General features: G+C 63.4%; 11 protein-coding genes. 6 read left to right on the top strand and 5 right to left on the bottom strand.

The genetic code is table 11. The annotated features are described in order from the left end of the window. Positions 1-102 precede the first annotated feature (102 nt). A complete protein-coding gene (locus HNQ39_RS01465) occupies positions 103-531 on the top strand; it encodes a GNAT family N-acetyltransferase (RefSeq protein ID WP_221289741.1) in 429 nt (142 codons plus the stop codon). Here the strand turns inward: HNQ39_RS01465 and HNQ39_RS01460 are convergent, their stop codons facing one another. From HNQ39_RS01460 to HNQ39_RS01440, 5 genes are all read right to left on the bottom strand, one after another. Next, on the bottom strand, positions 532-2,601 hold the full coding sequence (locus HNQ39_RS01460) for an ATP-binding protein (RefSeq protein WP_184192176.1): 2,070 nt from the start codon (positions 2,599-2,601) through the stop codon (positions 532-534). 30 nt (positions 2,602-2,631) lie between these two features. Further along, positions 2,632-3,540 (bottom strand): TolB family protein, encoded by a 909-nt coding sequence (locus tag HNQ39_RS01455; protein ID WP_184192175.1) that lies wholly within the window; start codon positions 3,538-3,540, stop codon positions 2,632-2,634. 65 nt (positions 3,541-3,605) lie between these two features. After that, positions 3,606-5,015: a hypothetical protein gene (locus tag HNQ39_RS01450; RefSeq protein ID WP_184192174.1), complete on the bottom strand. Its 1,410-nt coding sequence runs from the start codon at positions 5,013-5,015 to the stop codon at positions 3,606-3,608. Positions 5,016-5,232: 217 nt separating this feature from the next. After that, a complete protein-coding gene (locus tag HNQ39_RS01445; protein ID WP_184192173.1) occupies positions 5,233-6,009 on the bottom strand; it encodes a TSUP family transporter in 777 nt (258 codons plus the stop codon). Then, positions 6,006-7,223 carry a PDZ domain-containing protein gene (locus HNQ39_RS01440; protein ID WP_184192172.1) on the bottom strand — a complete coding sequence of 406 codons (1,218 nt, stop codon included), beginning with the start codon at positions 7,221-7,223 and terminating at the stop codon, positions 6,006-6,008. The genes HNQ39_RS01445 and HNQ39_RS01440 overlap by 4 nt, the downstream gene beginning before the upstream one ends. Before the next feature lie 127 nt (positions 7,224-7,350). On the opposite strand from HNQ39_RS01440, the gene HNQ39_RS01435 reads away from it, so the two are divergent. From HNQ39_RS01435 to secG, 5 genes are all read left to right on the top strand, one after another. Then, positions 7,351-7,926: a response regulator gene (locus HNQ39_RS01435; RefSeq protein WP_184192171.1), complete on the top strand. Its 576-nt coding sequence runs from the start codon at positions 7,351-7,353 to the stop codon at positions 7,924-7,926. A gap of 1 nt (position 7,927) precedes the next feature. After that, a complete protein-coding gene (locus tag HNQ39_RS01430; protein WP_184192170.1) occupies positions 7,928-9,640 on the top strand; it encodes a GAF domain-containing protein in 1,713 nt (570 codons plus the stop codon). A gap of 68 nt (positions 9,641-9,708) precedes the next feature. Beyond that, on the top strand, positions 9,709-10,281 hold the full coding sequence (locus HNQ39_RS01425) for a Sec-independent protein translocase subunit TatA/TatB (protein ID WP_184192169.1): 573 nt from the start codon (positions 9,709-9,711) through the stop codon (positions 10,279-10,281). A gap of 19 nt (positions 10,282-10,300) precedes the next feature. After that, a complete protein-coding gene (locus HNQ39_RS01420; protein WP_184192168.1) occupies positions 10,301-10,525 on the top strand; it encodes a Sec-independent protein translocase subunit TatA/TatB in 225 nt (74 codons plus the stop codon). Continuing rightward, positions 10,522-10,770, top strand: a complete 249-nt coding sequence (gene secG / locus HNQ39_RS01415) for a preprotein translocase subunit SecG (protein ID WP_184192167.1) — start codon at positions 10,522-10,524, stop codon at positions 10,768-10,770. Before HNQ39_RS01420 ends, secG begins: the two co-directional genes overlap by 4 nt. The last annotated feature ends 191 nt before the right edge of the window (positions 10,771-10,961 follow it).

Below are 10,961 nucleotides of genomic sequence, written 5' to 3'. Positions count from 1 at the left end.
GCCGATGCCAGAGCTAGTCCAAAACACTTCACTGGTAGGCAGTATATCACACGAAATTTGCCGCTCTAACCCTGTATTCCTAGCGGTATTATAGAAAATACTATGATGACCTTCACGATCAGCACCGACCGAGCGCGCCTCGACTTCGCCGTGATCTACGCCTACCTCACCCAAGAGTCGTACTGGGCGCAGGGGATCTCTGAGGAGCTACAGCGGCGCGCGATCGAGAACTCCGTGTGCTTTGGGGTCTACGCCGACGGCACGGGGGAGCAAGTGGGCTTTGCCCGGCTCATCACCGACCACGCGACCTTTGCCTATCTCTGCGATGTCTTTATTCTCCCCGCGTTTCAGGGGCGGGGCCTGGGCAAGCAGCTGATGAGCGAGATCGAGGCCTACTTGCTCCCGCTCGGCTGTCGGCGCTGGGGGCTGGTCACCAAGGATGCCCACACGCTCTACGAGAAGTTCGGCTTCGAGGTCGAGCTGACGGGCCGCTGGATGACCCGCAAGTTCTCCGATATCTACACGCGCTAGCTACTTCAGCGCCTCCCCGAGCTCCTGGAGCCAGAGGGTCTCGGTGAGGAGCGCGATTCCCTCCGCAAGGTGGCGGCGGTAGGTGCTAAAGGGCAGGTCGAGCAGCTCGGCGGCCTTCTCTTGGGTGGGCGCGGGGCGGACATAGGTGTGGAGCAGGGCCCGGTAGGCGCGCTCGCGCTTGGGGTGACCTTGGAGCCCGGTCGCGGTCTCACGGATCAGGCTCTGGAGTACGGAGGCCCGCTCTTGAGGAGAGGCCTCACTTCCCCGTGTCCGCTCTGCGACAACTCGTGAGCGCAGGAGTGGGCTCTGTGCCAGGGTCTCTAGCCGGTCCAGGTGCTTGAGCGCGTCTCGTAGGGCGCCCTCGAAGGCGGGGCGGCTCAGCACGAGGTAGGTCTCCGCCGGGGTGGGGCGAGTCTGGGTGGTGCTCCCCGCCACTTCTTTCTCCCCGAGCACACGCAGCCACTCGGCGGGCGGCTGGACACGCCAGTCGTGGGTGAAGACACCGAGCGGGAAGCCATCGGCGGCGGATTCGGCGGGCGGGCAGCGCTTGGCCTCGGCGTAGGCAAAGACCGGCTCCCAGCGTGCGGGGTCGCGGATGGGGAAGAAGCTGTAGGCCAGGCGCGGGGTGACCAGGTAGTGCCGGACCGTATTGACCATCACCAGGCTCTGCACGGGCGAGACCGTGTGGTAGGTATCGGCCGCCATCCAGAACCGGAAGTAGGTCGCGGTCTCGCCGGGGCGTAGCGGCGCACTGCTCTCCACAAAGGCGAGGGCACTGTCAACAAGCGGGTCGAGGGCGCGGTCCTCAGGCAGCACTCTCTCCAGCGCGAGCCAGAGCACAAAGCCCAGGGGAGCGTTCCCCTCACCGCCACGAAAGACCAGGGTGGTCTGTGCGGGGTGGCCCCACCAGTGCCGGAAGCGCTGCGCCGCTAGCGGCCCCTCGTGCTTCTCCACCCAGCTCTCCAGGAGCGGGGCTTCGTCGGGGCGAGGGCTATCGGCGTAGGCACCGGCGTCTTGCCAGGTGAAGGCGGACTGGATCACGGGGTTGTCACGGTGCAGAAAGACATAGTCCCAGAGCAGGCGCTGCTGCTCGCGCTCGCTGGCCTCGGCGATCCGCTCGCCGTAGTAGCGACGGGCGCGGCGGTGGAGCTGCGCCCAGCGGTCTGGGTTGCGCCAGCGCAGGTCGGCGAGCAGGGCATCGCGGGCCACGGGGTGGGGCGAGACTCCCGGCTGGGCCGACTCGATCAGTGAGAGGGAGCAGAGCCAGTCGAAGAGGGGCCGCGTCTCGCTCTCGTCGCACTCCAGCAAGCGGCTCAGAATGGGCTCGGTGGTCACCCGCACCAGTGCCGATGCCTCCAGCGCCGCGCGGTGCAGGGAAGTTGGGGTGTCGTCGAGGAGGCGCTCGATCAGCTGCTGCACCAGGTCGGGCGAGGGCTCGGGCGCACGGAACGCCGCCTCCCCCTGCTGCTCGTAGAGATCGCGGGCGAGGGTGAGCGCGAGCGGGTAGCCGTGCGTTGAGGCCAGCAGCTCGGGGTGGAGCCCAGGGGGAATGCCACTCCGCTCCAGAAACTCCCTGCTCTCATCGGGGCTGAGGTTGCGCAGGGGTAGCACCCGCACCAGCCCCTGCCAGTCCGGATCGGCGCGCCACGCCGGGGCGACCGGCTTGCGCCCCGCCAGCACCACCAGCGTCTCGCCCGGAAGCTCGGGGATCAGGGTGCTACGGAGCCAGCTCTCCAGCGGCTGGATCGTCTCGTAGCTATCGACCAGCAGCACCTGCCGACCGATCGCGTTTTCCTGGAAGCCCGCGCGTTGCAGGGCGAAGCGAAAGCCCTCGGGGGTGGGCTCGAGCTCCTGCCCTGAGAGTGCGACACAGGGGACTGCAAGCTCTGTGCAGAGAGCGGCGTAGGTGTTGAGAAGCGTGGTCTTCCCCACCCCACCCGGGCCAAAGACACTCAGGACGCAAAACGAAGGTTCCGGCGCGACTAGGGCCGCGTGCAACAGCGCCCGCTCGCTCTCTCGCCCCACCACCCGCCGCCGCGTCGCCGCCAGCCGATCCGCGATCCGTGCCATATAGCGCTAGTATACTCTGTTGTCTCGCGTTCAGGGCAGATACCACGCAAAACCCGACCAGCTGGGTCCGGTCCCGAGGGCCACCAAGCGCTCATCGCCACCACTCGCCAGGCAGGTGACAATCTTAGCGTTGCTCCGGCAGAAGGCTAGCCGAGTGCCGTCCGGTGACCAGCAGGGCTCGGTCTCTGCGCCTCCGGTGGTGACTTGGGTCAGCCCGCCCCCATCGGCGACACGTAGGGTCCAGAGCGTGCTCCCGGCCGTCCCCCGACGGACCACCGCAAGCTTGGTTCCATCGGGCGACCAGGCAGGCTGCTTATAGTCCAGTCCACTGCTCGTGGGCGTGACCGTGACCCGTCGCAGGCTCCCCCCCGTCACCTTCAGCACCCAGACCTCCGCGAGGCTCCCGCCTGCGGGGACACTGACAAAGGCGATGCTCTGCCCATCCGGCGACCAGGCAGGATCAAGGCAGGGATAGGGGAGGGTCGTGCGCTGGACCGTCCCTGTCCCACTGGCGGCGGCGGTAAAGAGCTGCGGAGTTCCCAGAACACTCTGTGCGTAGCTGACCTGCTGCCCATCGCGTGTCCAGGCCACCTTGCTGGAGAGTGTGAAAGGAAGCACGGTGGTCGTGGTCTGCCAGGTACCAAACCAGGCATCCCAGCGGTAGAGCGCGTTGCTCGGCGGACTCCCTCCATTTGTTGTCGCCCAGGAGAGCTGGACGTAGCCCCAGGGATCGGTGTGCCAGTTCGCACACCAGCCGTAGGTGCTCATGGTAATGTCCCCTGTGCCATTGGGCTTGCTAGAGCGCACCGTGCTCAGGTAGCCGCCATTAGGGGCGATATAGGAAATCCGCGTCTCGGTCCAGAGATCGGCCGCGCGGCTAGGGAGTGCCAGAAGTGCTAATGCCCCCAGCCCAAATAAAAGACGTCGCGTTGTCTGCATAGGAAAGCTCCTCCTTGGGATGCTCACCGAGTCTAGAGCGCCTCCGCAACAGCAACGCAACATCGCTATTTTCCCGGGTTACTTGGCTCCCACTTCACGTGCCCATCGGCGTAGACCACCGCGCGCCCGCCGGGGCTGGGAATATGCCCAAGGACGGCCTCATTAGGCTTTTCGATCTTTCCAAAGGCCGTCGGGCCCTTGTAGGTGTAGACAAAGTCTGCCAGCATCGCGGCGTCCTTGAGGTAGGGCATGACCGCCTCACCGACATTCGACGGATCGTGGGGCAGGTTCTCGTCGTAGTCTTGGGCATACATCATCATCCCCAACCCGACTTGCTTGGCGCGATTCATGGTCAGCTCGCGCTGGAGCTTCTCAAACGCCACCCGGTCCAGGCTCGCAATCGAGGTGGCGTAGAGGGAGTCGTCGTGGGTGTAGAGCACGGCGGAGAGATCGGGCAGCAGGTAGGGGCGGCTTGCTTCGGCGGTGACTAGGCCACGCAGGTACTTCTTCTCCTCCCCCGGCTCCCGCGCCTCCAGCCAGAGCGCTATCGTGGTCGCGCTCCGGCCACCATCGGCGCTGAGCTTTGCGGCACTGGCGATCAGCTTGAGCGGCAGATTGGGCTCGGTCTCCTTGGGGAAGGGAGTCGCATCGAGTGGCTTCTCGTTCAGCGGGGTGACCTGGGCATCGCTGAGGCGCACGGCGTACCAGTGGTTCTGGCGCTGTGGCTTTACCTGCCCCTCGACACGGGTGAGGACAATCTCCACAAAGATCACACTCTTGCGATCCGCACTCAGCGCACTGGCCGCGACATTCCCCTTCTCCCCGACCGTCGCCAAGGGGGTAAAGGCGCCCTCCGGGGAGAGAAAGCACAGCCGCCGGGTCAGCCCCATCCGCTTTGGGTCGAACTCCATGCACAGCAGCGACGCAACCCCTGCCAGCGGCTGGAGAATGAGGCGGTTCGGGGTGGGAGCGACAAGCCCGCGGACACTCCCGCGGTCGATATCTACCAAGGAGAGGGTCGAGGTCATCTGTAGCCGATCCGCTGACGCCGTGGGGCCACTGACCTGCTGGAGCACGGCCTTTTTGGCCTCAGGGAACCAGGTAATCCCCTCCATCCGGCTCTGCACCGAGGTAGTGGGGTTGTCTTGCAGGCGGTAGAGAAGCTTGGTGGTACGGCGCAGCCCATCGTAGAGCCAGAGCTTTTCCTCGCCAATGACCTCTCGGTTCTCGGGGGTTGGCTCGGGGCGCAGCTCTTGGACCACGAGGGCGTGGCGGCCCAAGGGCGCAGGAGCGACCTCCCCGATCTTCCCGCTGAGCACGGGCTCGACCTTACCGATGAGGTAGGCGCTGGTCTTGGTGGTGACGATGCGCGGGGGGCGAGACTCAAACTGGCGGCGGGCCAGGGTGGCGCGGGCGGTGAGCGCGGCGGCTCCCAGCCCCAGAGCGCTCAGGGTGAGAAAGTGACGGCGATTCATGGGTTATGTAACGCAAGAGCGCCGTTGGAAGTTACGGCAAGAGCGCCCGGACAATGCAAAAGCCCGGACAACGAGTGTCCGGGCTTGATAGGGCTACGGCTGCCTTCGCAGCCAACCGAGCTTAGTGCTCGCGAAGGCGAGCGTCGCCCTTTAAAGCCCAAGGACTTGTTCCTGGGGCACTCGTTCCTTGGGCTCTTGTCCCCCCGTCGGACGGGGGTTAGGGGGGAAAGACCCAGTAGCGCAGGAGGGTCTGCACCGAGAGCACGACCCCGATCGCGATCACCAGCTTGCGCACATTGCCCGCCCCGAGCTTACGGGCGACTCCCACCGCGAGCCAGCCGCCCAACATCGCACCGACAATCATGACGCCCATGATGGGAAAGTCCACCTTCCCCTTGAGCATCAGCACCACCGATGCCACGACATTCAAGCCCCCGGTGAAGATCGTCTTGAGGCCGTTCATCCGGTGGATCTCGGTCATGCCCAGCATCCCCAGCGCGGCGAGGGTCAAGATCCCGATCCCCGCGCCAAAGTAGCCGCCGTAGACCGCGACCCCCAGCAGAAAGAAGCCGACCGTGAGCGTGATCTTATCCAGCTCGCCCGAGCTAGCAGGGCGCTTGCCGAGCTTTTTCAGCTGGTCCTGGAAGGCAAAGAGCAGGGTCGCGGCTAGGATTAGAAAAGGGATCAAGCGGTCGAAGATCTTGGTGGGTGTGGCCAGCAAGAGTAGTGCCCCGATCGTTGCGCCAAGGAGTGCGATCAGGGCCAGGGGGAGCATCAGCTGCTTGAGGCCCGCCAGCTCTTTCCGGTAGCCCAAGAACGAGGCCAGCGCGCCAGGAGCCAGCCCCGCGGAGTTGGTGGCATTGGCGACAATCGAGTCGAGGCCCCCCGCGAGCAGAACCGGGAAGGTGAGGAGTGTGCCGCCCCCTGCTACCGAGTTCACGCCCCCCGCCACAAACGAGGCCGCAAAGACCAGCCCGAGCTGGAGATAGGTCACGGAAGTGTCACTTTCAGCTCAAGGGGCTTTTTCTCGCCCAAGCGGCGCAGGCGGATCGTCAGGCCGTCTTTCTCGGCGGCATCGAGCACGGCAAAGAGCGCCTCTTGGGTCTGGAGCTTGGCGCTGGGGACTCCATTGAGGCTCTCGATCACATCGCCGGGACGAACCCCGGCCTTGGCAATCGGGTAGTCGTTGACCACCTGGAGCACGAGGCGCTCGCGGGTCTCGCGCACCACGCCTAGCACCCAGCCCCACTTGGGGGTCCGCTCGGCGGCCTGCTTGGGCTGGCTGGCGAAGAACTTGCGCGCCCCGACAATAATCAGCCCGGCGCAGAAGAGGGCAAAGACCGCCCCGATCCAGAGGTCCCGCTTCTCTTGTTTGGTGAAGGCGGCGTAGCGGGAGTTGGCGATCAGGAGCGCGATCCCCATCGGCACCCAGGCGGGGATCGGGAGTGCTGTGGTCTCGACAATCACCAGCGCCAGCGCCAGCAGCCCGACCGTCCACCAAAAAGTCGGCTTCAGCGGGATCTGCCAGTCGTCGCGCAACCGGGGAAACTGGACAATCGCGGCAAAAAAGAGGGCGGGCATGAGGATATCCGCCGGACCGATCGTCACCCCGGAGAGCAAGGGAATCGACTTGGCAAAGGGGGCACTGGGCTGGGCGGCTCCCCCCCCCACCGAGACCAGCGAGATAATCTTAGAGCCCGACTGCATCGCCTGCGCGACCGTCCCCATGGTCACCATGACAATATCAAAGAAGATCACGATCCCCGCCAGCGCCAGCAGGGTATTGGGGTGCCGGATGATCTTTCGTCCTAGCGCCGCCCCCAGCAGCATCACCCCGGTCGGGAGAAAGAGGTTGTTGGCCGTGAGAAAGAGCGGCAGCGGCACCTCCACACGGAACTTCTCGGTCAGCAGGTAGACCAGCCCCATCGGCCCCCCGAGCAAGAGCCCTACCAGCCCGAGAAACCCCAGGCTCTGAGGGAGGCGCGCGGCCCCGGCGGCGGCGCTGAGCAGAGCAAAGAGGAGTGGGAAGAGGTAGGCCAGCGAGATCAGATGAACCAGCGGCGAGCGCCCTGCCGGGAGGGAGACAAAAAGCCCCAGGTAGCGGTTCAGGAGGGTCAGGACAAAGGCACTCAGAACACCTCCCACCAGTGCCAGGAGTGCACGCCGGGAGGGCGGTGTGGTGTCGGGAGTTGGGGTTGGGGCTGTCATTGGTACCGGTTCCTCTGTCTGCACGGTGGCAAGGACAAGGAATTTAGTATACAATCTAAAGTTGTCGCGTGTCTATGGCGGAGGCTTTCGGTCTACTGCCTGGATACAATTAAGGAGTTTTGAATAAGTGGAACCACTGCGAATAGTGATCGCAGACGATGAGCCGATCATCCGAATGGACCTCCGGCGGACGCTGGAGAACATGGGCCATATTGTCGCGGGGGAAGCAGGCGACGGTCGTCAAGCGATCGAAGTCACCCGTGAGCTCAAGCCGGATGTCGTGATCCTCGATGTGAAGATGCCGCAAATGGACGGAATCGATGCCGCCAAGGTTATCTCCACCGAGGGCGTTGCCCCTGTGTTACTTCTGACCGCCTACTCCGACCGGGAGCTGGTAGAGCGGGCTAAGGATGCAGGCGTCTTTGCGTATCTGATTAAACCGTTTAAAGAAGCTGACCTCATGCCCGCCATTGAGATCGCCATCGCTCGTTTCGAGGAGATGCTGGAGATCGAGAAGGAAGTGGCTGATCTGGAGAACAAGCTCGAGACCCGCAAGGCCGTTGACCGTGCCAAGGGGATTCTCATGGACCTGTATGGGCTGAAGGAGCAAGATGCCTTCCGCCGTATTCAGGTGCAGAGCATGAACACCCGCAAGTCCATGCGCGAGATCGCAGAGGCGATCATTATCGCCAACTCAGTCTGACGTGCAGAAAGCAACGACGGAGGAGCTGGAGAGGCTCCTGGAGCGACGCGAACACGAGCTGGCAGATGCCCGCCAACGGATCCGTCAGCTCGAAGAAGCCCTAGATGCGCGTGCCTCCGAGGCCGCCGCCCTCCGTCGTATCTCCGAGGCCACCGGACAGGTGGTCACCACCGACGATATCCTCCCTCTGATCGCCGAGATCGCCCTGGAAGTGACCGACACCGAGTCGGCGCTGGTCTACCTCTTCAACGACGCCCACGATACGCTCGTGCTGCGCGCCGCCACCGATGAGCAGATCAAACCCCAGGTCGGCAAGCTCCGGCTCAAGATCGGGGAGGGAATCACCGGCTGGGTCGCTCGCGAGAAAAAGCATGTCGCCCTGACCTCCGAGGCCTGGAGCGACGAGCGCTTTAAGTTTCTCCCGGACCTCAACGAGGACCGCTACCAGAGCATTCTCTCCGTGCCCCTCATCTGGCGCGAGGAGTGTATCGGGGTGGTCAATGTCCGCACCCAAGCCCCCCACGCCTACACCAAGACCCAGGTCCAGCTCCTCTCCGCTATTGCGTCCCAAGTGGCCGGCGCGATCCAAGCCAGCCGCAAGGTCCGCAACGCCGAGAAGAGCGCCACGCATCTCTCGACAGTCGCCGAGGTCTCCCGCACCATCACGTCCAACCTCTATCTTGAGGAGATCCTCCAGCTCGCAGTCGCGGCCACCGCCCAGACCCTCAACTTCAAGATTGTCGCCTTGCGCCTGGTCGATGAGGAAAAACAGCAGCTCGTGGTCAAGGCCGTGCACGCGGTCTCCAAGGACTACGCCCGCCGCCCCCCGCTCCATATCGGCGAGGGGCTTGCGGGAAAAGCGGTCGAGACCGGCAAAGTGATCACGGTGCTCGATGTGAAGAAGTCGCTGGACTACAAGTTTGGCGATATCGCCCGCGAGCAGAACCTCACCAGCCTCGCCTGTGTCCCGCTCAAGGTGCGCGATCGGGTGATCGGGGTGCTCAACTGCTACACCGACCGCCCCCACGACTTCACCGAGGACGAGCTCAACGTCCTCTCCACGCTCGGCAACCAAGTGGCGGTCGCCATCGAGAACGCCAAGCTCATGGTCAAGGGCGCGCTGCTCCAGGAGATGCACCACCGGGTCAAGAACAACCTCCAGCAGATCGCCAGCCTGCTCCGCCTGCAGAAGCACTACGCCGGAGACCGCCCCGCCACCGAGGTGCTGGAAGAGTCCATCGGGCGGGTCATGGCGGTCTCCGCAGTCCATGAGCTCCTCTCCCGCGAGGACCTCGACACGATCTCCATCCGCAAGATCGCCGAGCACATTGTCCAGGCCACCAAGCAGAGCCTGACCCTGCCCAACAAGCGCATTGACTTCCGTGTCGAGGGCCCCGATCTGCGCCTCTCCAGCCACCAGGCAAACTCGGTCGCGCTCATCCTCAATGAGATGGTGCAAAATGCCGTGGAGCACGGCTTCAAGATCACCGACGACGGCTCGATCTTGGTGCGCCTGATGGAAAAACCCGAGGACTGGCTCCTAGAAGTGCGCAACACCGGCGACTCCCCCCGCCCGGACTTCAACCCGGACAAGCACCACGACCTCGGGCTCCAGATTATTCAGGGCCTGGTTCGCGGCGATCTCCAAGGCGAGTTCAAGCTTATCCGCGATGGCGAAGAGACGGTCGCCTCCATCCGCTGGCCCAAGACATAGAGCGCATTGACGCGTTTTTTTGAGGCACTTTTGAGCCGCGATATAATGGAGGTTCGTAGAGGCGGATCATGTATACGTTAGCTTATTTGGGAATGCAGAATATCGTCATCATTCTGGTGATTGCGCTGCTCATCTTTGGACCTCAAAAAGTTCCAGAGCTGGCACGCCAGATTGGGGGTGCCCTGCGCGACCTCAAAAAGATGTCCAATGAAGTTCAGTCGGCGTTCGACTTAGACGATCATAGTAGCTATGATCGCTACGAGCCGCCGACCTATGAGTACACCCCTCCCGTGAGCACGTCGTACGGACACGAGCCACTGGACCAGTACGGCATGCCTGCTGCCACGGAGCACCCCGCGATCGAAGCGGGCGAGCCGGCTCTTGTGGCAACGGACGAGCATGCGACTTCCGAGCTACATGCGAACCCTGAGCTGGATACCACTCCAGAGCTGCACGCCACGGTCGAGCACACCGCCGACCTGCCCGCGCTCTCCCCGACCGTTGAGGAGGCCGCTGTGGCGGTAACGCACACCGAGGTTGCAGCCGTAGTAGAGACAGTAGATACAAAGGTGTCTCCTCAAGCCGAGACCGAGATAACCACACACACCACCAGCGCTGACATCGAGACGAAGAGCGCTTAAGGAGAAGAGTTAGAAAGCTATGTTCACCCCAACATTTGCCTATTTCACCAGCTACACCGACTGGCTGATTGTCGGCGCGATCGTTCTGGTTCTTTTTGGCGGGAGCAAGATCCCCCAGCTCGCACGCGGCCTTGGCGAGGGCATCCGCGAGTTTAAGAACTCCATCAATGGCGAGCCTGCCAAAGAGGAAGAGGACGAGAAGAAGCCCGACGGCGACAAAGAGAAGACAGGTAGCGAGTCATGAGCATCCTCATCGGTATCCTGACCGGTGTCTTGCTACTGCTCTCGGTGGGGCTCATCGGCTTTGTGACGATGCAGACCCCCAAGAACGAGGGCTTTGGTGGCGGTGTCGCCAACACCCCCAGTAGCAACTTCCGTGGTAAGGCCGGCTACGACGAGATGCTCTCGGTCTACACCCGCAATATCGTCATTGCCTGGATGGGAACTGCCTTCGTGCTCTACCTCCTCCACGAGCTGAGCGGCGTCTAAACTAGAGAGGCTCCCCGGTTCTTCTCTTGAACCGGGGAGCCTCTTTGTTTACTCGGTTTTTGTTTCGGGACGGGCGGTTGCCAGTAGGTAGGCATAAAACAGCACCGCTGCCGTCGTGTAGATCAAGATTCCGATCCCCATTGTCGTCTTCTCCTTACCCTCGTATTCTAACGAGGAAACTCCTTTCCGTC

The organism is Armatimonas rosea (assembly GCF_014202505.1).
GTDB classification, from domain to species: Bacteria; Armatimonadota; Armatimonadia; order Armatimonadales; family Armatimonadaceae; genus Armatimonas; species Armatimonas rosea.
The sequence above is the reverse complement of the archived record's forward strand: the minus strand, read 5'-3'. Positions and strand labels throughout refer to the sequence as shown.

Bases quoted from the DNA above. Each gene is read 5' to 3' on its own strand.
- HNQ39_RS01465 (WP_221289741.1), top strand. From the start codon at position 103: ATGATGACCTTCACGATCAGCACCGACCGAGCGCGCCTCGACTTCGCC.
- HNQ39_RS01460 (WP_184192176.1), bottom strand. From the start codon at position 2,601: ATGGCACGGATCGCGGATCGGCTGGCGGCGACGCGGCGGCGGGTGGTG.
- HNQ39_RS01455 (WP_184192175.1), bottom strand. From the start codon at position 3,540: ATGCAGACAACGCGACGTCTTTTATTTGGGCTGGGGGCATTAGCACTT.
- HNQ39_RS01450 (WP_184192174.1), bottom strand. From the start codon at position 5,015: ATGAATCGCCGTCACTTTCTCACCCTGAGCGCTCTGGGGCTGGGAGCC.
- HNQ39_RS01440 (WP_184192172.1), bottom strand. From the start codon at position 7,223: ATGACAGCCCCAACCCCAACTCCCGACACCACACCGCCCTCCCGGCGT.
- HNQ39_RS01425 (WP_184192169.1), top strand. From the start codon at position 9,709: ATGTATACGTTAGCTTATTTGGGAATGCAGAATATCGTCATCATTCTG.
- HNQ39_RS01420 (WP_184192168.1), top strand. From the start codon at position 10,301: ATGTTCACCCCAACATTTGCCTATTTCACCAGCTACACCGACTGGCTG.
- secG (WP_184192167.1), top strand. From the start codon at position 10,522: ATGAGCATCCTCATCGGTATCCTGACCGGTGTCTTGCTACTGCTCTCG.